Consider the following 21,362-nt stretch of genomic DNA (forward strand, 5'->3'; position numbering starts at 1 on the left):
ATACCCCTCATCCGGCAGCCTTCGGCTGCCACCTTCTCCCACAAGGGGAGAAGGCGATCTCGCAAGGCTCCGGACGCATCGCCAGCACACGCCAGCGGAAGAAGGTGGTGTCCGGCGGCGGCGACAGGTCGGGGGTCCAGCCTGAGATCTTCTCCAGCGAATAGGTATCCATCGTCATGCCGCGCCAGCTGCGCGTCACGCGCTCCAGCGGCTGGCGCGTGGCCGTGGTCTCGTTCCAGAACGGCAGATTGTTCTCCGGCTCGCGTCCGACATAGAGGCCGGTGTGATCGCGGATCTGGCTCATGCCGGGATCGGCAAAGCCCTGGAAGCGGCCACGCTCGGTGATTTCGATCACCGGCACCCGCCCGCGCAGCAGCCAGCGCAGCATCGCGTAGGTGCGATAGTCCGACGTCGCGACCCAGGTCGCGCCGGTCGCCTGCAACTGCGCCTCGACGCGCGCGGCGACCGCGTCATACCCCGCTTCCGTGCCGATCGGATCGGTGCGGCCGATCAGATTCCACGGCGCGACCATGTAGTAGAGGAAGACGCAGACCACGAAGACGATGCCGGTCGAAACCGCGCTGCGCGCCCAAGAGACCGTCGATTTGACGAGCCCGACCGACCAGCCCTCGAACGGCATCCGCGTGACATTGATGGCGACCGCCGCAAAGCCGGCCGGCCACAGAAACATCGGCCAGGTGTCGCCGACCCGCAGTGTCAGCGACTTCCAGAGAAAATAGGCAAACGGCACCAGCACCGCGGTCGAAAGCAGGATCGCGACCGGCTCGCGCCTGAGATAACCGCGCCATGCCGTCAGCACCGTGCCGAACAGCGTCACCGGCAGCAGCACGAAGCCGACCAGGCCGAACTGCATGCCGATGAACTCGCCGACGGTGCGCAGCGTGAAGGCGCGCTCGGCGGTGGCGCGCACCGCCTGGAAGCGGAACGAGGCCCAGTCGTGCTCGGCATTCCAGATCAGGGCCGGCGAGAACACGACGACCGCGATCAGCGCGGCGAGAAACGGATACGGGCTGCGCAGCCAGCGCCAGCGCCAGTCCGGCACCAATGCGAAGGCGAGCACCGCCGGCGCGAACATGATCGCGGTGAATTTCGACAGCAGCGACAGCCCGGCGAACAGGCCGGCGGCGAGCCACCAGCGCCCGTCATTGCTTTGCGCCAATCGCACCAGCGACCACAGCATCGCCACCGAGAACGGGATCAGCGCGGTGTCGGGCGCGACCTTGGCCATTAACAACCCGTAATAAAGCGCCGCCTCCGGCAGGAGCAGCGCCAGCATCACGGCGCGGACATTGCTCGATGTCACGCGGCGGACGATGTCGGCGAGCAGCAGCTGGGTCGCCAGCATCGCCACGATGCCGCCAAGGCGGACGCCGAGATTGGTGTCGCCGAGGATCGACGTCCCAAAACGGATGAACCAGGCGACCATCGGGGGATGGTCGAGGAACGACAGCACGTTTTCCTTCGACCAGGTCCAGTAATAGGCCTCGTCGGTGCGCAGATCGAGCGCATGGGCATAGACCAGCCGCATCACGGTCATGGCTGCGATCACGGCAATGACGCCGCGCCAATCCGGCGCGCGCGAGCGGGCCGGCTTAACGCTGTTGTTATCGGCTCCGGATCGGGCTTGGGCTATCGTCACGGCGCGCTTTTTGTTCGACTCTTAACGGAGTGTCAACGTGCCGCACGGCCAGCTATCACGGCTCGTCCGGACCCGCGGTGGTGTTCAGCGCGGGAATTAACCACTAGGCTTGCCGATCATGAATCACATGGCCTCCCCCTCGCGCGAGCACCTGCAGGATCTACAGGATTTGGCCCGTGGCGTCGGCCTGCGGCAGGTCCGGCTGGTCACCGGGTCGATCATGTTCGCCTACCTGATCAGCCATTTCCTCAACCACGCGCTCGGCAATATCTCGACCGAGGCGATGGCGATCGGGGTGCATTACCACACCGAGTTCTGGCAGTTCCTGCCGGTCGCGATCGTGTTCTACGCCGCCTGCCTGGTGCATACCTGCCTCGGCATCTGGGCGCTGTATCAGCGCCGCGAGTTCCACTGGAAGGCGATCGAGCCGCTGCAGCTGACGCTCGGCCTCAGCATCCCGATGCTGATCGTCGCGCACGTCGTCGGCGTGCGGCTCGGCCAGACCCTGTACGGACACGAAAAGCTCTATCCGCAGGAGCTGTACACGTTCTTCATCGCCTCGCCGAACCGGCTGTGGACGATGCTGGCCGTGCTGGTGATCGCCTGGGTCCATGGCTGCATCGGGCTATATTTCTGGCTGCGGCTGCGCCCGTTCTTCCCGCGCGCCGCACCGTTCCTGCTGGCCGCGGCCGTGTTGATCCCGACGCTGGCGATGCTCGGCGTCTATCAGGCCGGCCGCGCCACCGTCGCCGACTATCAGGATCCGGACTGGCGACGCGAGGAGCTCTCGGTGCAGAAGCTCGGCACTGCGGCCCAAGGCACCACGCTCGAAAGGATCACGGATGACCTGACGATCGGCTATCTCGGCCTGCTCGGCCTCGTGCTGCTGGCGCGCGGTGCGAGGTCCCTGCTGGAACGCCGCGGCGGCATGATCGCGCTGTCCTACGGCAACGGGCGCACGCTGCGGGTGCCGAAGGGATTGAGCGTGCTGGAAGCGAGCCTGCGCTACAACGTGCCGCATGCCAGCGTCTGCGGCGGCCGCGCGCGCTGCTCGACCTGCCGCATCCGCATCATCGGCGATCACCCCGAACTGCCGGAGCCCTCGCCGCGCGAGGCTTTCGTGCTGCACCGGGTCGGCACCGACGATCCGTCGATCCGGCTGGCCTGCCAGCTGCGGCCAACCGGCGACCTGACCTTCTTCCAGCTGTTCCTGCCGCACACCATGTCGGCGAACGCGCACGCCGCCAATCCGACGCGGGTCGGCCAGGAGCGCTACCTCGTCAGCATGTTCGTCGACATGCGCGGCTCGACCCAGCTCGCCGAGAAGCGGCTGCCGTTCGACACCGTGTTCATCGTCAACCGCTTCCTCGGCGCGGTGTCGCAGGCGGTGCTGGAAGCCGGCGGGCGGCCCAACCAGTTCATCGGCGACGGCATGCTGGCGCTGTTCGGGCTCAGCACCGACCGCCAGGTGGCCTGCCGCCAGGCGCTGCGCGCCGCGGCGCTGATCGCAACCAATATCGACGAGCTGAACCAGTTTCTCAGCCACGATCTGCGGGAGCCGATCCGCTTCGGCATCGGCATCCATGGCGGCGAGGTGATCGTCGGCGATATCGGCTATCGCGACCACATGGTGTTCACCGCGCTCGGCGATGCCGTCAACGTCGCGGCCAGGCTGCAGGACATGACCAAGTCGCTGGCCTGCGAGGCGGTTATCTCCGACGAGGTGCGCGCCACCGCCGGGCTCGCAGACGACGCCCTGCCGGCGCAGGAGGTTTCGATCCGCGGCCGTAACGAGCCGATGACCGTACGCACCGTCGAGGCCACGCGCGTGCTGGCCGCGCTGGTCGACGACCGGCACGCCGTCGCGGCCTGACCAGGTTCATCTCCTCTCTACTCCGAGTGTGACCTTCCGCACATCCGAACGTGCGTTCAGCAGCGATGCTCGAACGTGCCCCGTGCCGGATGCGACTGACTGGCGATGGGTAACACTGCAACCGCGCCGCGACAGAGTTCAACGCGCATCTGAAGGAGACGACGATGCTTCGCAAAGTCACGCTTGCTCTCGCTACTGCCGCAACGCTTGCTGCCGCCGCGCTGGCGCCGACCGCAGCCTCCGCCAAGCCGTTCTTCTGGCATCCGTACCATCATCACTTCTGGGGTGGCCCGGGCATCTCGGTCGGCTTCGTCGACTCCGGCTGCTACGTCACCCGCCTGGTGCTGACGCCCTACGGCTATCGCTATCGCACTGTGAACGTCTGCTACTGATCGAACGATCTGCCTGGATGGAAATGCCCCCGGTCGCCGCATGCGGCCGGGGCTTTTCGTTGTTGCGTCGCAACGCCGGTAAACGCTGCGAAAGCTCAATTGACTTGAAGTCGTCAGGTACGACATTTGTCGCCGCGCGCATTCCATGATGCGAGGGCGCGCAAGGCAAAGTGAGCCTGGTGATGACCAGCTCACGACAAAACGGCTTCGGAGGAAGCGGAATGCTCGATCGACGAGACTTGATGAAGCGCGCCGGGTTGGCCGCTTTGGTGACGGGGCTGGGATCAAGGGGCGCACTGGCCCTCGACACCGTGACGCTGCCCTTTGGCAATGGCGAACGGCCGCTGGTGCGCTACCCGCAGAAGCGCCCGATGATCGGGCTGACCAGCCGGCCGCCGCAGCTGGAAACGCCGTTTGCGATCTTCAACGACGGCCCGCTGACGCCGAACAATGCGTTCTTCGTCCGCTATCACCTCGCCGGCATCCCCTACGACCTCGATCCGGACAAGTTCTCGCTCGAGATCAAGGGCAAGGTCGACAAGCCGCTGAAATTGTCGCTGAAGGACATCAGGAAGCTGAAGGCCACCGAGCTCGTCGCCGTCAACCAGTGCTCCGGCAACAGCCGCGGCTTCTTCAATCCCCGCGTCGCCGGCGGCCAGCTCGCCAACGGCGCGATGGGCTGCGCGCGATGGCACGGCGTGCCGCTGAAGACCGTGCTCGACATGGCCGGCGTGCAGGCCGGCGCCAAGCAGGTCACCTTCAACGGCATGGATGGACCCGTGATGGAGACCACGCCCGACTTCGTGAAGGCGCTCGACATCGAACACGCCCGCGACGGCGAGGTGATGCTGGCCTGGGGCATGAACGGCGAGGATTTGCCGTTCCTCAACGGCTTCCCGCTCCGCCTCGTGGTGCCCGGCTATTACGGCACCTATTGGGTGAAGCACCTCAACGAGATCACGGTGATCGACAATGTCTTCGAAGGCTTCTGGATGAAGTCCGCCTACCGGATTCCGGATACGCCGAACAACGCGATCGAGCCGGGCACCGCGCCGAAGGCGACGATCCCGATCAACCGCTTCACGGTGCGCTCGTTCATCACCAGCGTCGCCGACGGCGCCAGGCTGAAGGCCGGCCGCGTTATGCTGCGCGGCATCGCCTTCGACGGCGGCAAGGGCATCAAGGAGGTCGCGGTCTCGATCGACGGCGGCAAGAGCTGGACACCGGCCAAGCTCGGCAAGGATCTCGGCAAATACGCGTTCCGCGAATGGAAGCTGCCGGTGAAGCTCGCGGCGGGCCCCGCGGATCTGAAGGTGCGCGCCACCAACAATGCCGGCGACACCCAGCCGATGGATCCGTTGTGGAATCCGGCCGGCTATCTGCGCAACGTCGTTGAAACCGTGCACGTCACGGCGGCGTGAGGAGAAGCATCATGACCAGCAAGCTGCTCCCCGCATTCGCCGCGTTCGCCATGTTGTCGATCGGGGCTACGATGGCCGCGCCCGTCAACTACACGCTCCCCGAGGAGACCGCGGCCTTCAAGCCGGGTCCGAACCTCGAGGTGGTGCAGAACAATTGCACCGCCTGCCACTCGGCCGACTACATCAAGACCCAGCCGCAGGGCGAGAAGTTCAAGAAGGATTTCTGGCAGGCCGAGGTGACCAAGATGATCAAGGTCTATGGTGCGCCGATCGACGAAGCCGATGTCGGCAAGATCGTCGAATACCTCTCCGCGACCTATTGAGACGCGGTCGATCGAACTCCCCGCGCGCCGTGCGAAAGCCCGTGCGCGGGGCCATCGATCCAATTCGTCTCAGAGGAACCAATCTTTTTGCAGTGCATCAATTGACCACGAAACAGGCAATCCGGCGCCAAAACCCTGCAAAGCGGGTTGTTTCCGGGCAAAAACACACCGTGGTTTGATCTACCCAGCTTTTTTCAAACTGCTATCCTGTGCGGTACGGACAAGCCGGTTTGTGCGGGGACCGACTGGTCTGTTTTCGATTGATTCCGCGGAGACGACTGGAATGCCCAAAGGTACAGTGAAGTGGTTCAACCCGACCAAGGGTTATGGATTCATCCAGCCCGCTACAGGCGGCAAGGACATTTTCGTTCATATTTCAGCAGTTCAGAAGGCCGGTCTTCAGAGCCTCAACGAAGGCCAGTCTGTTGAATACGAAGAGATTGCCAACCGCGGCAAGACGTCAGCCGAGAACCTCAAGGTCTAGCGCTCCGCGCAAGATCCAGCGGCGCACTCTCGGACAAGATCCGGGAGTGAGGGCCGATCCAACATCACACGACGTGACGTTCGGCGGAGCGGGCACGGTGCCCGCGCGCAACGATTTTTGATTTTTCCCGCGGCCGCCATCGCCGGCGCGCCGACCTCGATCGTTTGCTTCGTGACGGCGCGCCGCAGCTGAATTGGCACGTCACAGACACGTGCCGCCCTGGCCGGTGCCGCACGGCACCCGCTTCGACAACTCCTGAACCTTGCGCTTCGACTCCGCCTGCGCCAGCACGTCGAACACGCTCGATGGCGCGAGCTGGGTTGCCTTGCGGAAGTCCTCGGTCGCCTTGTCGGCATGGTTGAGCGCCTCGTGCGCCTTGGCGCGGGCGAACAGGCCCTCCACCGTCTCCTTCTGCGCGATCGCCCGGTCGAGATCGTCGACCGCCTTGTCGTAGTTGCGCAGCGCCGACCAGGTAATGCCGCGCAACGTCAGCGCCGGCTGATAATCGGGCCGTGCGGCGAGCACGAAGTCGAGATCCTTCATCGCGTCATCGGGCTTCTTCAGCCCGAGATAGGCCCGCGCGCGCAGCACGTGCGGAAACGCATCGTTGGGCGCCCGCGTGATGACCTGCTCGAACGCGGCGATGGCGCGGTCGAACTGCGAAGAGGTCAGCATCGCGAGCCCGCGGCCGAGCTGTGCCGTGGGATTGTTCGGGCTTCGCTCCAGCACGCCGTCGATATCGACCAGCCCCTCGTCGGCCCGGCCCTTGAGCATCAGCGCAAGGCCGCGCCATGATTTGGCGGTCAGATTGGTCGGCACCAGCGCCAGCGCCTGATCGAAATCCAATAGCGCCTTGTCGAGCTGGTTGAGGCCGACATAGGCGAGCCCGCGTTCGGTGAAGGCGAGCGTCTCCTTGGCATTGAGCGAGATCGAATGATCGTAGTCGGCGAGCGCCTCCGGCACCTTGCCGGTGCCGGCCTTGACGAGACCGCGTGCCAGGTAGGCCTGCGCGTTGTTCGGATCGAGCGCGATGGCGCGGTCGGCATCGGTCATGGCCTCGTCGAACTGCCGCATGCCGGCGGCATTGAGCGCGCGGAATGCCAGCAGCGGCGGATCGTTCGGCTTGAGCTTGAGCAGGGTGCCGAGATCGCTGCGCGCGTCCGCCAAGCGGCCGAGCCGTGAATAGGCCAGTGCGCGCAGCCGCAGCGCCGCCTCGTTGCGGGGATCGCCGCCCAGCACCTGGGTGAGATTGGCGACGGCGCCCGCATAGTTGCCCTGCGCGACGAACTGCCTGGCCTGCTCGACCTGCTGGCTACCCGCGGCCGGCGCCGGCGCGGCCTGCGACGGCGCGCCGCCGCCTGACCTGGCCAATTCGGCCTGCATCGCGAGCGCCTGCTGGCGCTGCTGCTGGATCTCCTTGTTGTCGGGAAGCACCTTCAAGAGCCAGTCGAAGTCGCCGATGGCTCTGACGTAGTCGCCCTTGGCGCTGTAGAGCTGGGCACGGGCGAAATAGGCGTTGCGCTCGGTCTGCGGCGCCTGCGCGATCGCGCGCGAGAAATCCTCGATCGCATGGTCGATGTCACCCTTGCGGCGATAGGCCTGGCCGCGCCAGTAGAACGCGTTCGGGGTGCTTGCATTGACGGCAATCGCGGTGTTGGCGTCGGCCAGCGCCGCGTCGGGCTGACCGGATTCGACATAGGCCCGCGCGCGCCCGACATGGGCCGCGGGGAGATCCTGCCGCAGCGTGATCGCCTGGCCGTAATCCGAGATCGCATCGGCCCAGGCGTGCTGGTCGGCGCGCAGATTGCCGCGCGCGAGGTAGCCGAACGGACTGTTCGGCTCGAGCTCGATCGCGCGATCGAAATCGGCGCGGGCCTGATCCGGGCTACCCTTGCGTTGCTGAACGTAACCGCGCGCGATCAGCGCCGGCACGAATTGTCCGTTCAGCTTAACCGCCGCGTCGGCATCGCTGAAGGCCTGATCGATCTTGTTGCGGGCAATATAGAATCGCGAGCGGCCGGCAAACGCCTTGGTGCGGTCCTCCGCGGAGCGCGCGGTATCGTTGATGATGCCAGAGCACACCGCCTCGGTCTTGTCGGTCGGCGGCCCGCTGCAATCCTCGACATCACCGGCGCGTGCCGGGCCGGCGAGCGCAGGCCACAGCAGCAGCGCAAGCGCCAGGACGAGTGGGTAACGAGCGCCGCCGGTCGCGGCATCGATGCAGGTCGAACGTGAACGCATGTCGGAGCCTCGGGTTGACCCAATGCTGCCCGTGTTAACGCGTCACTTGGTTCTTATGGTGATGGGCATTGAATGTATTTTTGGAACCTGCTGTTCGAATCCTGGCGTTGGTTCCAGCGTTGACGCGCTATCCCGCAATCAATGGAGATGGAACGTCACAAAACGCGCGCCGCCGCAGCGCGCAGCCGTTCAATCTTCCGTCACCCATTTGGCGACCGTCATGACGTCAGGCGGCTGCAAATAGCCGCGCGGCCAGAGATCGACGGCCCATTCCACCTTGGTCGCCCGTTCGAGCAGAACGGCGGTGTTGTGCGGCGTTTGTCCCAACGAAAATCCGCGGTAGTGGGGATCGCCGACGTCGTGGAACTTGAACAGGTTCCACGACTGCATCACCAGCATCAGGCTGGTGGTGTTACGCGTCGTGTCCCAGCAATCGTAATTGTGCTTGTCGTCGTTGGCGCGGAAGTCCGCTTTCGCCACCCGCTTGTCGGTGCCGAGGATCGGGCCCATCCGGCGGTCGAACCAGATCACGGCCTTTTGTACGGCTGCGCGCTCGGCGGCGGCATTGGCCCGGCCGGTGGCCATGATCCTGGTCAGGGCCGCCCTGTCGGCGGCGCCGAAGTCGAGCATCTCGCGACGCCGGCAGACGAAGCCGTAACACACTGTCATCGTCGCGGCTGACGGCGGATAGATCGAAACCGAGGTGTAGAGCTGCATGATGCCGGAGCTGAGTTCGGCCGCGCGGACCGGAGCCGCTGACGGCAGCGTGAGCATGAGCACGGCAAGCGCGCCGGCAAATCCGGCCCGCTTCATTCGTATCGGCTGATCGGCGTCTGTCATGAACCCCTGCCCCAACTCGCCCAAAGGATTAACGCGGGTGAGCAGCGATGCCAATACATCCGGCGCATGCCTGTGGATCAGATCGGGATGAAATCAGCCGACCGGCAGCGGCGCATCGCGCTTGACTTCTTCCATCACCGCGTAGGTTCGCGTCTCGCGCACGCCCGGCAGTGCCAGCAGCGTCTCGCCGAGAAACCGGCGATAGGCGGTCATGTTGGCGACCCGCGCCTTGACCAGATAGTCGAAGCCGCCGGCCACCATGTGACACTCCAGCACTTCCGGCGCGGTCTGCACCGCCCTGGCGAACTTCTCGAACACGTCGGGCGTGGTCTTGTCGAGCAGTACCTCGACAAACACCAGGAGTCCGAGCCCGAGCCGGTGCGGATTGAGCCGCGCGCCATAGCCCTCGACGAAGCCGTCGCGCTGCAGCCGCTTCAGCCGCTCGCCGACCGAGGTCGGCGACAACCCGATCCGCTCGGCCAATTCCACATTGGCAATCCGGCCATCCCCTTGCAGGATCGAGAGGATTTTGCGGTCGATCTTGTCTATCTCTGTCATATCTGCGGTATTACTCTATCTTGTCCTTATTTTCTAAGGCAAATATGCTAATTTGTCTATCGAACTACGGTCAACGGACGCGTAGGAGTTCCCGTGCAACCCTCGAGGAACCGCCCAAGGAATCGCCATGCCCGACCCGTCCCCGCTCCCGCCCCCGTTCAGCGCGCCCTACGCCCCCGACGACACAGCCATCGCCGGCCGCCTGCGCCAGGACGCTAGGCTCGGTGCCGAGCAGGAGGCGCGCATCGACCGCACCGCGACGCGCCTGATCGAGGCGATCAGGGCCAACGACGATCCGCTCGGCGGGGTCGAGGACATGCTGCGCGAGTTCGCGCTGTCGACCAAGGAGGGGCTGGCGCTGATGGTGCTGGCGGAGGCGCTGCTGCGGGTGCCCGACGCGCGTACCGCCGACCAGTTCATCGAGGACAAGCTCGGCCAGGGCGACTTCGTCAATCACGAGACCAAATCCAGCGCTTTCCTGGTCAACGCCTCGGCCTGGGCGCTCGGCATGTCGGCGCGGGTGATCCAGCCCGGCGAAACACCGCAGGGAACGATAGGTCGGCTGACCAAACGGCTCGGCGCACCGGCGGTGCGCGCCGCGACCCGCCAGGCGATGCGGCTGATGGGCAGCCATTTCGTGCTCGGCGAGACCATCGAGGCGGCGCTGTCGCGCGCGCAATCGCACACCGCGCGCGGCTCGCGCTATTCGTTCGACATGCTTGGCGAGGGCGCCCGCACCGCGGACGATGCCCAGCGCTATTTCGAATCCTACGCCCGCGCGATCGACGCGATCGGCAAGGCGGCCGGCGATCAGCCGCTGCCCGACCGGCCGGGCATCTCGGTGAAGCTCTCCGCGCTGCATCCGCGCTTCGAGGCGGTCAGCCACGCGCGGGTGATGACCGAGCTGGTGCCGCAACTGGTCGATCTCGCGCGCCGCGCCAAGGCGTTCGATCTCAACTTCACCGTCGATGCCGAGGAAGCCGACCGGCTGGAGCTGTCGCTCGACGTCATCGCGGCCGCGCTCGCCGACCCGTCGCTATCAGGCTGGAGCGGTTTTGGGCTTGCGATCCAGGCCTATCAGAAGCGCGCCGCTGAGGTGATCGACTACATCGACGCGCTGGCGCGCAGCCTCGACCGCAGGATGATGGTGCGGCTGGTCAAAGGCGCCTATTGGGACACCGAGATCAAGCGCGCGCAGGAGCGCGGGCTCGGCGGCTATCCGGTGTTCACCCGCAAGGCGATGACCGACCTCAACTACATCGCCTGCGCGCGCAAGCTGCTGGCGCTGCGGCCACGGCTGTTTCCGCAATTTGCCACCCACAACGCGCTGACCGTCGCGACCATCCTCGAACTGTCAGACGATCCCAACAGCTTCGAATTCCAGCGGCTGCACGGCATGGGCGAGGCGCTCTACGCGCAGCTCGGCGACGACCGGCCTGAGATCGCCCACCGCACCTATGCGCCGGTCGGCAGCCACCGCGATTTGCTCGCCTATCTGGTGCGGCGGCTGCTCGAGAACGGCGCCAACTCGTCCTTCGTGGCGCTGGCCGCCGACAGTCGGGTGTCGATCACGGACCTGTTGCGCCGCCCGGCCGCGATCGTCGATGCCGACGACAGGGCTTCGCATAGCGCGATTGCCTTGCCGGCCGATCTCTACCGCCCGCAGCGCGAAAATTCGCACGGCATCGAATTCGGCGAACGCAAAGCACTCCACCAGCTGACATCGGCGATCGCGGCCGAGCCCAAGACCTCTGCTGCAATCAGGACGTCGACGACCGAACAGACAAACGACGCCGTTGCCGCGGCACGGCGCGGCTTCAAGGCCTGGAACGCGACGCCGGCCGCACGGCGCGCCGCGATCCTGAACAAGACCGCCGACCTGCTCGAACAGCGTCGCGCCCACTTGCTCGCGCTGCTGCAGAGCGAGGGCGGCAAGACACTCGACGACGCGCTCTCCGAGGTGCGCGAGGCGATCGACTTCTGCCGCTATTATGCGGCGCTCGGCCAACAGCTGTTCGGCAAGGGCGAGACGATGCCGGGGCCGACCGGCGAAAGCAATGTGCTGGAGCTGCACGGCCGCGGCGCGTTCGTCGCGATCTCGCCGTGGAATTTCCCGCTCGCGATCTTCCTCGGCCAGGTGACGGCGGCGCTGATGGCGGGCAATGCGGTGATCGCAAAGCCGGCCGAGCAGACCCCGCGCATCGCAGCCGAGGCCGTCGCGCTGCTGCATCAGGCCGGCGTGCCGACCTCGGCGTTGCATCTGGTCAAGGGCGACGGCGCGGTCGGCGCGGCGCTGGTCAGCCATCCCGCCATTGCCGGTGTCGTCTTCACAGGATCCACGGAGGTGGCGCGATCGATCAACCGCACGCTCGCGGCCAAGGACGGCCCGATAGTGCCGCTGATCGCCGAGACCGGCGGCATCAACGCGATGATCGTCGATGCCACCGCGCTGCCCGAGCAGGTCGCCGACGACGTCGTGACCTCGGCGTTCCGTTCCGCCGGCCAGCGCTGCTCGGCGCTGCGGCTGTTGTTCGTGCAGGACGACGTCGCCGACCGCATGATCGAGATGATCGCGGGCGCCGCGCGCGAGCTGAAGATCGGCGATCCCTCCGATCCATCGACGCATATCGGTCCGGTGATCGATGCCGAGGCCAGGCGGCGGCTCGATGCGCATATCGCGCAGATGAAAAACGAAGCGCGGGTGCATCTCGCCGGCGCGGCACCGGCAGGCAATTTCGTCGCGCCGCATATTTTCGAGCTATCGGCGGCCGGGCAACTGAAGGAAGAGGTTTTCGGCCCGATCCTGCATGTCGTGCGCTACCGCGCCGAGCGGCTCGGCGACGTGCTGGCCGCGATCGAAGCCACCGGCTTCGGGCTGACGCTCGGCATCCATTCCCGCATCGACGACACCATCGAGCACGTCATCGACCGTCTCCAGGTCGGCAACATCTATGTCAACCGCAACATGATCGGCGCGGTGGTCGGCGTGCAGCCGTTCGGCGGCAGCGGCCTCTCCGGCACCGGCCCCAAGGCCGGCGGCCCGCACTACCTCACGCGCTTCGCCACCGAGCAGACGATCACGATCAACACCGCCGCCGCGGGCGGCAATGCGGCGCTGATGGCGGGGGTGGAGTAGCACTTCACCCTCCCCTGGAGGGGGAGGGTCGACGCGAATGAAATGAGCGGCGGGGTGGGGTGACAGTCTCTCCACTCGAACGCCGCTCGTGTTGAGAGATCACCCCACCCCGGTTCGCATTGCGCTTCGCTCCATGCGAACCGACCCTCCCCCTCCAGGGGAGGGCAAAAAAGGAGGGTAAGAAAGTGCCGTTGCATCGTGCCCCCGAGATGGGTCAAATGGCGGTCCGATCGGGATCATCGCGTACGATAATTCCAGCTACCGGAAAAACACCAACAAGCGCCACGGGAGCGACGGCACGATGGAAAAAGGCATTTTTGACGGGCTCAAGGTCCTGGACTGCGCGAGCTTCATCGCGGCACCCGCGGCCGCGACGGTGCTGTCCGACTTCGGCGCCGACGTCATCAAGATCGAGCCGCCCGGTGCCGGCGACCCCTACCGCAATCTGCCCAATCTGCCCGGCTATCCCGCGAGCGAGCACAATTTCGCGTGGATGCTGGAAGCCCGCAACAAGAAGAGCCTCGCGCTCGACCTCACCAAGCCGGACGCGCGCGAGGTGCTCTACAAGCTCGTCGCCGAGGCCGACGTCTTCATCACCAACATGCCTCCGCAGGTGCGCGCGAAGCTCGGCATCACCCACGAGCATCTCGCCCATCTCAACGACCGGCTGATCTATGCGTCGTTCACCGGCTATGGCGAGAAGGGCGAAGAGGCCAACAAGCCCGGCTTCGATTCCAACGCCTATTGGGCTCGCTCCGGCCTGATGGACCTGGTGCGTGCCGACGAGGACACCACGCCGGCGCGGTCGGTCGCCGGCATGGGCGACCACCCCTGCGCGATGGCGTTCTATGGCGCGATCGTCACCGCGCTGTTCCAGCGCGAGAAGACCGGCAAGGGCTCGCATGTCTCGACCAATCTGATGGCCAATGGCGTCTGGGCCAACGGCGTTCTGGCGCAGGCCAAGCTCGCCGGCGCCAAGTTCAAGAAGCGCAAGCCGCGCGAAGAGGCGCTCAACGCCGTCACCAACCATTACAAGTGCAGGGACGGCCGCTGGCTGATCCTGTCGCTGCTCAACGAGGACCGGCAATGGCCGACGCTGGCGCGCTGCATGGGCCGCGAGGACCTCGTCGCCGATGCGCGCTTCGCCACCAAGGCGGACCGCCATGCGCGCTCGGTCGAGCTGATCAAGATTTTCGACGAGGTGTTCGCCAGCAAGGACCTCGCCGAATGGCGCAAGATCCTCGACGGCAATGGCCTCGTGTTCGGCGTCGTCGGCATCCTCGACGACATCCCGAACGACAAGCAGATGATCGAGAACGAGGTGCTGGTGCGCTTCGAGAACGACACCATGCTGACCGTCAACAGCCCGATCTTCATCGACGGTGCCAAGAAGGTGCAGCCGCGCAAACCGCCCGAGGTCGGCGAGCATTCCGACGAGATCCTGCGCCAGGCCGGCTACGACGAAGCCACGATCCAGAAGCTGCGCGCGTCCGGCGCCGTGGCGTAATCACGCGACGCGTAGCCCGGATGGAGCAAAGCGCAATCCGGGCGGCTGCGTCCACGGATGCTTCGTTCCCGGATCACGCGGAGCCTGTCATCGGGCGCGCGTACGCGCGACCCGTTGGCTCCATCCGGGCTACAAAGGAAGCTCAGCGCTTCATCCAGGCCCAGACGATCGCCACAACGATGATGGCGACGATCACCGCAAGCCCGATCGCCCAGCTGCTGACGCGGACGGCGCTGGTCGCCTGACGCTCGGCCTCATTGGCCGCGATCTCGCGATTGCGCTGCTTGTTGTCCTCGGAAGCACTCATCGGGCCGGTCTCCGGTCAAGAGCTGTCAGGTCCAGGAGCATGGTCCGGAAAAGTGCGAAGCGGCTTTCCGAAAAGACCATGCTCAAACAAGAAGCTAAGCGCGATATCGCAATCTCGTCGCGCTTTAGGCAAGCGGCAGTGTAGCATCAATTAATGACGCGGAGACGCTTCGGTTCCGGCTGGCGGATCAGCGCCCCTTCACGAAGCACATGCCCATGCGGGAGGTCTTGCCCGCGACCTGGCAAGCGAGGCCCTCGGCACAGGTCCAGCCGCGGAAGCTGCGGTCGGTCTCGGCCGGCTTGGCTCCCGGCAGGTAGCAATGCGCGCCCCAGCCGTCGCTGTATTCGGTGCCGGCGAGCTCGGCGCTGGCGCGCAGTTGCGGCCGGTTGGAGAAGCCGCGCGAGAAGTCCGGCGCCTCGCCGTCGCGGAAGCTTGCGAGAATATCGCGGCGCCGAGGTTGGTCGCCGAAGAAATGCGGCGAGGCCGGCACCACGGTGGAGTTCGACGGCCTTGCCGCCATCCAGTCGACGCCGGGAAAATGGAAGCCGCCGATGCCGCGGGTCTGGTGGCAACCGGCGCAGGTGACGTCGTTGAGCCGGCGTTCGAAGCCCGCCAGCGATTGGATGTTCTGCAGCTTCGTCCCGTCGGCCGCGGCCTTCTGCAAGGCGCCGACGACGTCCCCTTCCGAGAACACCGCGTTGCCGGCCGTCCCCTCGCCCTGCACCATTCCGAACTCGGGCTCAAGCTCGCTGACGTCAAAACCGGCCGGCGTCGGCGCGACCGCACCGGTCGCAAGGAAGCGATCCGGGATCAGCACGGTGCCGCGATCGAGCTCGGCAAAATGCCCGGGATCGAGCAACCATGCCTTGAAGTCGCGCCGCAGTGCCTCGTCGGCGAGAATGCGGTCGCGATCGATCTGGTTCTCGAGCGGCGCCTCGGCAAATCGCTTCGCCGCACCGTCATAGTCGAACACTTTCAGCAGATAGTCGGTGCGGAAGTCGCGCACCGCGGATTTCGGCGCGTGCGCGATCTGCAGATTGGTTTCGATGCGATCGATATTGCGGGCATCGATCAGGTCGAGCGGGCCGTCCTTGCCGAATAGCTTCTCCATCGCAGGCTGAGCGCCACCGGTCGCCAGCCAGCGCCGCGCGATCTCGCGGCAGGAGAGCGATCCATCGTTGCCGCCCCCCTTCGCCTTCAGCACCAGGTTCAGCGTCATCGGCAGCCGTTGCGAGACCGCGTTCTCGCCGATCAGCGGCACGTCGGTGCGGGTCAGCCGATAGATCAGCCGGATCTCGCCGCAGGCTTTCGGCGCCACATAGGCGCGGTCCATGCGGTTGACGATCCCGGCCAGCACGAAGCGAACATCAGGGGATTGAAGCAGCGTGCGGTCGAACAGCTGGAACGCAAAGCCGTCGCCGATGCCGATGCTCTCGTTCGGCAGGCTTGCCTGATGCTTTGCAACATAGCGATCGAACTCGCGATCGAGCGCCTCGCGCACCGGCACCATCGCCGGCAATCCGAACAGGTCGCGGTTGGACAGCAGCGTGTCGGCGGAGCGTTCCGGCGCTAGCATCCGGCCGAGACCGAGGCGGCCGTGATCGAGTTCGCGCAGGATCGCGGGATCGATCACTGCCGAGCCACGCTCCAGCGCTTGATCCTCCGCGGCGCGTGCAGGCACGGCGCCACAGAGCAGAACTGAGACAACGAGAAGGCATTTCAGCGCGCGGCTCATGCCCCCACTAACACCGCGCGGCAAATCCTATTCAAGAAAAAAGGCGCTTCACATCGCGGTGAAGCGCCTTGGTGTTGTCGTGTTTCGGCAATCAACGCGAAACGATCAGGCCCTTGCTGGTGACGACCACCCAACGGCCGTCCTGCTTGCGGATAGCGTCGACGCGGCCGAGGCCGGGGACGGGATCGCCGGCATAGACCTCGTAGATGCCGCCACGGCCCTCGATCAGCGCGCCGCCATTGCCGACGTCGCGCAGCGCCCAGCCGTCGACCACCGGCAGGCGGCCGACTTCGGGTTTGGGAGCGGCCGGCGCGGCCGCCGCCGTTGCCGGCGGGATCGAACCCGTGACCTCGCGGGCGGGCGTGACAGCGGCGACGGTCGTCTGCGGGGCGCGCAGCTTCTCGACGGTCTCGCTGAGCTTGCTGAGCTTGGCGATCGGCTCGGCCTGGGCCTTCTCGACCTTCTCGATCCGGTCGCTGGCCTTGCTGAACTGGGCCTGGCCGGCCTTGGCGGTCTGCTCGACGCTGGCCTTCAGCGCCGTGATCTCGGATTCGATCCTGGCGAGCGCGGCGTCGGCCGCCTCCTTGGCGGCGGCGTCCTTGGCAGCGTCGTTGGCAGCCACATCCCTGACGGAAGCAGCGGCGGGGGCGGCGAGATGGCCGAGCCCGGCGGTCGCGAGCGCGCCGCCGATGGCGCCCGCCACGGTCGCCAGCGCAATTACCGCGGCCATCGCACCGAACCGGCGGGTGCCGGCCGGCTTGCCTGCCGCCTTGGCGCCCTGATCGGCGCCCGGCCTGGAGGCGGTTGCGTCATGGTCCCAAGCCCGATCACCCGGCGCCATGATCATCAGCTTGCCCGGGAAACGCGGCTCTTCACGCTTGCCGGTCTCGACCCGGGGCACTTCCATATTGGTCGGATCGATCTTGGGATCGATCTTGGGATCAATCTTGGCGTCAATCCTGGCCTCGATCGCGGGATCGAGCCGGGACGGCTCAACCTTGGGGGCTTCGGCCTTCGGCGCGTCGATCTGGGGCGCGTCGGCCTTCGGCGACGTCTCTTCCTGATCGGGCGCCAGTCGCGGAGCCTCGACACCGGCCACGGCCATCGCGGGCTCGCTCTTCGCCGCCATTTCGGCGCCGGTTTGACCGCTGACCGGCTCGCTCTGCTGCTCACTCACGTTCAAAGTCTCCAGACTGGGTTGACAATTCGGTAACTTTTATTGCTTGCGAAATGGTTACCCCGCTCCGCCATTACCTAAATTTTAGGGAGTTTTCCGGGCCGGATTTGGGCGATGCGGCGCTGCGGCAATCTGCATCAGCTCCGTTTGCGCGCGGCGCTTTCCCGATTAACATACCGCTATCTTCCAGCCAGAAGGCAGGGGAGCACCATGACGATCGAGAAATGCATCAATGAATTTGGTGTCGATGACGTCATTTTTGAGGAAGGCTCGACCGGCCGCGAGTTATTTGTCGTGCTCGACGGCAAGGTCGACATCGCCAAGATCGATGGCGGAAACAAGACGGTCATCGTCAGCCTCGGCAAGGGCGAGTTCTTCGGCGAGATGGCCGTGATCGACGGCTCGGCGCGCTCGGCGACCGCCATCGCCTCCGCGCCTGCGACGCGGGTGATGCGGATCAACCACGCCCGCTTCGTCTATCTGGTCAGCCAGCAGCCGGCGTTTGCGCTGATGGTGATGGACGCGCTCTCGAAACGCCTGCGCGCGTCCAACGCCGTCACTTACCGAGCGGCGGCTTCCCCATGAGCGAGCGCAAGCCGAGCCCGTTCAAGACGCTGTTCGAGGCCGAGGTCGCGACCCTGATCGAGGCGGCCGACGATGTCTACCAGATCCGCTTCAAGAACCGCGCGGCGAACGCCTATCTGGTGCGCGGCAGCAAGCGGACCATCATGATCGACGTCGGCCTGTCGACCAATTATCCGTCACTGGTCGCCTGCCTCGACCATCTCGGCGTGACGCCCGAGATGATCGACATGGTGGTGCTGAGCCACGAGCATCTCGATCATATCGGCGCGGCCTACCATTTCCACGGCACGGCCTATATCGCCGCGCACCGGCTCGCCGCCAACAAGATCATGCTGCGCGACGACTTCTCGATGCTGCGCAAGATGTTCAACGAGCCGAACGTGCCGATCGACATCGACATCTGGCTCGAGGAAGGCAACCTGATCGACCTCGGCAATTTCCGCCTCAACGTGATGTACACGCCGGGCCATACCTCGGCCTGCATCTCGCTGTTCGACCAGGACAAGGGCCTGTTGTTTGCCGCCGACACGCTGATGCCCGGCGGCGTGATGGGCGGCGTGTTCGGCTCCGGCTCGATCGCCGATTACATCCAGTCGCTGGAACGGATCAAGGGGCTCAATTCGAAGATCCTGCTGTCGGGCCATGGCCGGCTGTCCGACACGCCGCAGGACGATGTGCGGATCGCATTGCAACGCTCGCATGCCCTGCTCGAAGACACCGCGCAATTGTTCGATGCGCTCGATGCGCGCTCCAATTTCGAGCCGATCATGCAGTCCGTGCGCGACCTCAACAAGCTCGACGATTGATCATCGTTCGCCTTCAAATTTGACAAATCCGCGCGCGGCCTGTTCAACAGCGACAACAACAACGCTGAGGAAACAGGGAGCGAGGACCATGAAGCTTTACGACTCGATCGGACCCAATCCGCGCATCGTGCGCATGTTCATGGCCGAGAAGGGTATCGAGATCCCCAAACAGACCGTCGACCTGCGCAAGGGCGAGAACCGCGAGGACGCGCATCTGAAGCGCAACCCGCACGGCCAGATGCCGGCGCTCGAGCTCGACTGCGGCAACTATCTCTCGGAGATCACCGCGATCTGCGAATATCTCGAGGAGAAGCACCCCTCGCCCGCGATGATCGGCGCCACGCCGGAAGAGCGCGCCGAATGCCGGATGTGGACCCGCCGCGTCGATCTCAACATCGCCGAGCCGCTCGCCAACGGCTACCGTTTCGGCGAGGCGCTGAAGTTCTTCGAGAAGCGTATTCCGGTCGCGCCCGAAGCCTCGCCGGGCCTGAAGATGATCGCCGCCAACCGCATCAAATGGCTCAACGATCAGATGGCTGACGGCCGCGACTATATCTGCGGCCAGCGCTTCACCCTCGCCGACATGCTGCTGTATTGCTGGCTCGATTTCGGCAACCAGGTCGGCCAGCCGCTGGACCAGTCGAACGGCAACGTCGTCGCCTGGTTCAACCGTGTCGCTGCGCGGCCGTCGGTGAAGGCGTAGAGGTCTTCTTATCCTCCCCTGGAGGGGGAGGATCGGGTTCGCATGAAGCGCAGCGCAATGCGAACCGAGGTGGGGTGATCTCTCCACTCGGGCAGCGTTCACGCGGAGGGACCTTCACCCCACCTCGCCGCTCATTGCATTCGCGTCGATCCTCCCCCTCCAGGGGAGGATGAAGAGCGCCGGGCGAAATCGTTGGCCGCTCAAATCACCACGGGCTTGTCCGGCAGCTCGTTCGGGCCGCCCTCTGCATGCGGAAAATATTTCGCCAGCTCCTGCGACACCGCCGCGATGCCCTTGATCACGCCCTGCTCGAACCGGCCCGCCCGGAAATCGGTTTCCATCGCGCGGCAGATCGCTTCCCAACCGGCGTAGCCGACCTTGGCGTCGATGCCGCGGTCGGCGACGATCTCGACGTCGCGATCGGCGAGCAACAGATAGATCAGCACGCCGTTGTTGTGATGGGTGTCCCATATCCGCAAATGCGAGAACACGTCGAGCGCCCGCTCCCGCGCCGGCTGGTTGCGGAACAGCGGCACGCCGTCGAGCGCGCCCTCGACGACGAAGCGGATCTGGCCCGAATGGGTGGCTTCGCCGGCCTTGATCGCCTGTTCGATGGCGTCGAGCACCCGCGGCGGAAACTCGCGCCTCACACGCCAGCGGTGTTCGAGCAGATGCTTGCCGATGCGCTTGATGCTCATGTGCCTACCAGCTCCCCGAGGCGCCGCCGCCGCCGAAGCTGCCGCCTCCGCCGCTGAAGCCACCGCTATCGCCCGAGCTCGAGCCGCTGCTCCAGCCTCCACCCCCGCCGGACCATCCCCCGGAATAACCCCCGCCGCGCCGGTACGGTCCCGAGCCGGCCGCCGGACCGCCAAAATTCAAGCCGCCGAAGATCAACGCCGCAACACCGGCAAACAACCCGACCACCAGCGCGGTGGCGAGCGAGCCGGCCAGCATCCAGGTGAAGACGCCGACGATGCCGCCGGTCGCGGCCGAGCCCAACAACCGTCCCAGCAGGCCGCGCAGGAAGCCGGCCACGATGATGACGCCAAAGATCACCACCGGATTGGCGAAGTCGACGAGATTGGGCGCCTGCCAATGCTCGGGCTCCGGCGCCGGCAGTTGCTCGCCATTGACCAGGCGGATCATCCGGTCGACGCCCGCCGAAATGCCGCCGGCGAAATCGCCGGCCTTGAATTTCGGCGTGATGTCCTCGTCGATGATGCGGTGGGTGACGACGTCGCTCAGCACACCTTCGAGGCCGTAACCGACCTCGATGCGCAGATGCCGGTCGTTCTTGGCGACCACGAGCAGCGCACCGTCGTCGACCTTCTTGCGCCCGATCTTCCAGGCTTCGGCGACGCGGATCGAGAACTGCTCGATGGTTTCCTCACCGGTGGTCGGCACGATCAGGACCGCGATCTGGCTGCCCTTGCGGGTCTCCAGATCCTTCAGTCGGTCGGTCAGCGATGCGACATCGCCAGCCGACAGCGTTCCGGTCTGGTCGACGACGCGGCCGGTAAGCTGAGGCACCGCGACCTCGGCCCACGCCGGGCACACGAAGCCCAGCAGGAAGGCGAGCAGGATGACGCGTGCGGCGGTCATCGCGACAGGCGC

At 65.7% G+C, this 21,362-nt stretch carries 19 protein-coding genes; 10 read left to right on the forward strand and 9 right to left on the reverse strand.

What is annotated here, in order from left to right:
• Window positions 1–7: 7 nt before the first annotated feature.
• A complete protein-coding gene (locus BRSPCE3_RS25720; protein WP_244069482.1) occupies window positions 8–1,558 on the reverse strand; it encodes a glycosyltransferase family 39 protein in 1,551 nt (516 codons plus the stop codon).
• 229 nt (window positions 1,559–1,787) lie between these two features.
• On the opposite strand from BRSPCE3_RS25720, the gene BRSPCE3_RS25725 reads away from it, so the two are divergent.
• From BRSPCE3_RS25725 to BRSPCE3_RS25745, 5 genes are all read left to right on the forward strand, one after another.
• A complete protein-coding gene (locus tag BRSPCE3_RS25725) occupies window positions 1,788–3,533 on the forward strand; it encodes an adenylate/guanylate cyclase domain-containing protein (RefSeq protein ID WP_244069483.1) in 1,746 nt (581 codons plus the stop codon).
• 164 nt (window positions 3,534–3,697) lie between these two features.
• On the forward strand, window positions 3,698–3,925 hold the full coding sequence (locus BRSPCE3_RS25730) for a hypothetical protein (protein ID WP_194459279.1): 228 nt from the start codon (window positions 3,698–3,700) through the stop codon (window positions 3,923–3,925).
• 221 nt (window positions 3,926–4,146) lie between these two features.
• Entirely contained in the window at window positions 4,147–5,346 is a 1,200-nt protein-coding gene (locus tag BRSPCE3_RS25735; protein ID WP_244069095.1) for a molybdopterin-dependent oxidoreductase, read from the forward strand.
• An 11-nt stretch (window positions 5,347–5,357) separates the two neighbouring features.
• Window positions 5,358–5,669 (forward strand): cytochrome c, encoded by a 312-nt coding sequence (locus tag BRSPCE3_RS25740; RefSeq protein WP_244069096.1) that lies wholly within the window; start codon window positions 5,358–5,360, stop codon window positions 5,667–5,669.
• 283 nt (window positions 5,670–5,952) lie between these two features.
• Complete coding sequence (locus BRSPCE3_RS25745; RefSeq protein ID WP_021079749.1) at window positions 5,953–6,153, forward strand: cold-shock protein; 201 nt, start codon at window positions 5,953–5,955, stop codon at window positions 6,151–6,153.
• Window positions 6,154–6,354: 201 nt separating this feature from the next.
• On the opposite strand, the gene BRSPCE3_RS25750 is transcribed toward BRSPCE3_RS25745, so the two are convergent.
• From BRSPCE3_RS25750 to BRSPCE3_RS25760, 3 genes are all read right to left on the reverse strand, one after another.
• The gene (locus BRSPCE3_RS25750; protein WP_244069097.1) at window positions 6,355–8,394 is read right to left on the reverse strand and encodes a tetratricopeptide repeat protein; all 2,040 of its coding nucleotides are present in this window, start codon (window positions 8,392–8,394) and stop codon (window positions 6,355–6,357) included.
• A gap of 189 nt (window positions 8,395–8,583) precedes the next feature.
• Window positions 8,584–9,207, reverse strand: a complete 624-nt coding sequence (locus BRSPCE3_RS25755; RefSeq protein ID WP_375709967.1) for a hypothetical protein — start codon at window positions 9,205–9,207, stop codon at window positions 8,584–8,586.
• Between the two features lie 120 nt (window positions 9,208–9,327).
• Window positions 9,328–9,792 (reverse strand): Lrp/AsnC ligand binding domain-containing protein, encoded by a 465-nt coding sequence (locus BRSPCE3_RS25760; RefSeq protein ID WP_139485763.1) that lies wholly within the window; start codon window positions 9,790–9,792, stop codon window positions 9,328–9,330.
• A gap of 127 nt (window positions 9,793–9,919) precedes the next feature.
• On the opposite strand from BRSPCE3_RS25760, the gene putA reads away from it, so the two are divergent.
• Together putA and BRSPCE3_RS25770 are read left to right on the forward strand one after the other, a co-directional pair.
• The gene (gene putA, locus BRSPCE3_RS25765) at window positions 9,920–12,928 is read left to right on the forward strand and encodes a bifunctional proline dehydrogenase/L-glutamate gamma-semialdehyde dehydrogenase PutA (RefSeq protein WP_244069098.1); all 3,009 of its coding nucleotides are present in this window, start codon (window positions 9,920–9,922) and stop codon (window positions 12,926–12,928) included.
• Window positions 12,929–13,229: 301 nt separating this feature from the next.
• Window positions 13,230–14,435, forward strand: coding sequence for a CaiB/BaiF CoA-transferase family protein (locus BRSPCE3_RS25770; RefSeq protein WP_244069099.1), 1,206 nt, complete (start codon window positions 13,230–13,232; stop codon window positions 14,433–14,435).
• 142 nt (window positions 14,436–14,577) lie between these two features.
• Here the strand turns inward: BRSPCE3_RS25770 and BRSPCE3_RS25775 are convergent, their stop codons facing one another.
• From BRSPCE3_RS25775 to BRSPCE3_RS25785, 3 genes are all read right to left on the reverse strand, one after another.
• The gene (locus BRSPCE3_RS25775; protein ID WP_244069100.1) at window positions 14,578–14,742 is read right to left on the reverse strand and encodes a hypothetical protein; all 165 of its coding nucleotides are present in this window, start codon (window positions 14,740–14,742) and stop codon (window positions 14,578–14,580) included.
• Between the two features lie 187 nt (window positions 14,743–14,929).
• Window positions 14,930–16,477: a hypothetical protein gene (locus tag BRSPCE3_RS25780; RefSeq protein WP_244069101.1), complete on the reverse strand. Its 1,548-nt coding sequence runs from the start codon at window positions 16,475–16,477 to the stop codon at window positions 14,930–14,932.
• A gap of 91 nt (window positions 16,478–16,568) precedes the next feature.
• Window positions 16,569–17,660, reverse strand: a complete 1,092-nt coding sequence (locus tag BRSPCE3_RS25785; protein ID WP_244069102.1) for a hypothetical protein — start codon at window positions 17,658–17,660, stop codon at window positions 16,569–16,571.
• A 204-nt stretch (window positions 17,661–17,864) separates the two neighbouring features.
• Between BRSPCE3_RS25785 and BRSPCE3_RS25790 the strand changes: the two genes are divergently transcribed.
• The 3 genes from BRSPCE3_RS25790 (at window position 17,865) to BRSPCE3_RS25800 (ending at window position 19,748) form a co-directional block, all read left to right on the forward strand.
• A complete protein-coding gene (locus BRSPCE3_RS25790; protein ID WP_244069103.1) occupies window positions 17,865–18,239 on the forward strand; it encodes a Crp/Fnr family transcriptional regulator in 375 nt (124 codons plus the stop codon).
• Window positions 18,236–19,045 carry an MBL fold metallo-hydrolase gene (locus BRSPCE3_RS25795; protein WP_244069104.1) on the forward strand — a complete coding sequence of 270 codons (810 nt, stop codon included), beginning with the start codon at window positions 18,236–18,238 and terminating at the stop codon, window positions 19,043–19,045. Before BRSPCE3_RS25790 ends, BRSPCE3_RS25795 begins: the two co-directional genes overlap by 4 nt.
• 88 nt (window positions 19,046–19,133) lie before the next feature.
• Entirely contained in the window at window positions 19,134–19,748 is a 615-nt protein-coding gene (locus tag BRSPCE3_RS25800) for a glutathione S-transferase family protein (RefSeq protein WP_244069105.1), read from the forward strand.
• 200 nt (window positions 19,749–19,948) lie between these two features.
• On the opposite strand, the gene BRSPCE3_RS25805 is transcribed toward BRSPCE3_RS25800, so the two are convergent.
• Together BRSPCE3_RS25805 and BRSPCE3_RS25810 are read right to left on the reverse strand one after the other, a co-directional pair.
• A complete protein-coding gene (locus tag BRSPCE3_RS25805; protein WP_244069106.1) occupies window positions 19,949–20,446 on the reverse strand; it encodes a TPM domain-containing protein in 498 nt (165 codons plus the stop codon).
• A gap of 4 nt (window positions 20,447–20,450) precedes the next feature.
• On the reverse strand, window positions 20,451–21,350 hold the full coding sequence (locus BRSPCE3_RS25810; RefSeq protein ID WP_244069107.1) for a YgcG family protein: 900 nt from the start codon (window positions 21,348–21,350) through the stop codon (window positions 20,451–20,453).
• Between the last annotated feature and the right edge of the window lie 12 nt (window positions 21,351–21,362).

Origin of the sequence: Bradyrhizobium sp. Ce-3 (assembly GCF_022835695.1) — a bacterium.
GTDB lineage: Bacteria > Pseudomonadota > Alphaproteobacteria > Rhizobiales > Xanthobacteraceae > Bradyrhizobium.

Coding starts and splice junctions, on each gene's coding strand:
- BRSPCE3_RS25720 (WP_244069482.1), bottom strand. CDS start 1,558: ATGACCGTGATGCGGCTGGTCTATGCCCATGCGCTCGATCTGCGCACC.
- BRSPCE3_RS25725 (WP_244069483.1), top strand. CDS start 1,788: ATGGCCTCCCCCTCGCGCGAGCACCTGCAGGATCTACAGGATTTGGCC.
- BRSPCE3_RS25730 (WP_194459279.1), top strand. CDS start 3,698: ATGCTTCGCAAAGTCACGCTTGCTCTCGCTACTGCCGCAACGCTTGCT.
- BRSPCE3_RS25735 (WP_244069095.1), top strand. CDS start 4,147: ATGCTCGATCGACGAGACTTGATGAAGCGCGCCGGGTTGGCCGCTTTG.
- BRSPCE3_RS25740 (WP_244069096.1), top strand. CDS start 5,358: ATGACCAGCAAGCTGCTCCCCGCATTCGCCGCGTTCGCCATGTTGTCG.
- BRSPCE3_RS25745 (WP_021079749.1), top strand. CDS start 5,953: ATGCCCAAAGGTACAGTGAAGTGGTTCAACCCGACCAAGGGTTATGGA.
- BRSPCE3_RS25750 (WP_244069097.1), bottom strand. CDS start 8,394: ATGCGTTCACGTTCGACCTGCATCGATGCCGCGACCGGCGGCGCTCGT.
- BRSPCE3_RS25755 (WP_375709967.1), bottom strand. CDS start 9,207: ATGAAGCGGGCCGGATTTGCCGGCGCGCTTGCCGTGCTCATGCTCACG.
- BRSPCE3_RS25760 (WP_139485763.1), bottom strand. CDS start 9,792: ATGACAGAGATAGACAAGATCGACCGCAAAATCCTCTCGATCCTGCAA.
- putA (WP_244069098.1), top strand. CDS start 9,920: ATGCCCGACCCGTCCCCGCTCCCGCCCCCGTTCAGCGCGCCCTACGCC.
- BRSPCE3_RS25770 (WP_244069099.1), top strand. CDS start 13,230: ATGGAAAAAGGCATTTTTGACGGGCTCAAGGTCCTGGACTGCGCGAGC.
- BRSPCE3_RS25775 (WP_244069100.1), bottom strand. CDS start 14,742: ATGAGTGCTTCCGAGGACAACAAGCAGCGCAATCGCGAGATCGCGGCC.
- BRSPCE3_RS25780 (WP_244069101.1), bottom strand. CDS start 16,477: ATGAGCCGCGCGCTGAAATGCCTTCTCGTTGTCTCAGTTCTGCTCTGT.
- BRSPCE3_RS25790 (WP_244069103.1), top strand. CDS start 17,865: ATGACGATCGAGAAATGCATCAATGAATTTGGTGTCGATGACGTCATT.
- BRSPCE3_RS25795 (WP_244069104.1), top strand. CDS start 18,236: ATGAGCGAGCGCAAGCCGAGCCCGTTCAAGACGCTGTTCGAGGCCGAG.
- BRSPCE3_RS25800 (WP_244069105.1), top strand. CDS start 19,134: ATGAAGCTTTACGACTCGATCGGACCCAATCCGCGCATCGTGCGCATG.
- BRSPCE3_RS25805 (WP_244069106.1), bottom strand. CDS start 20,446: ATGAGCATCAAGCGCATCGGCAAGCATCTGCTCGAACACCGCTGGCGT.
- BRSPCE3_RS25810 (WP_244069107.1), bottom strand. CDS start 21,350: ATGACCGCCGCACGCGTCATCCTGCTCGCCTTCCTGCTGGGCTTCGTG.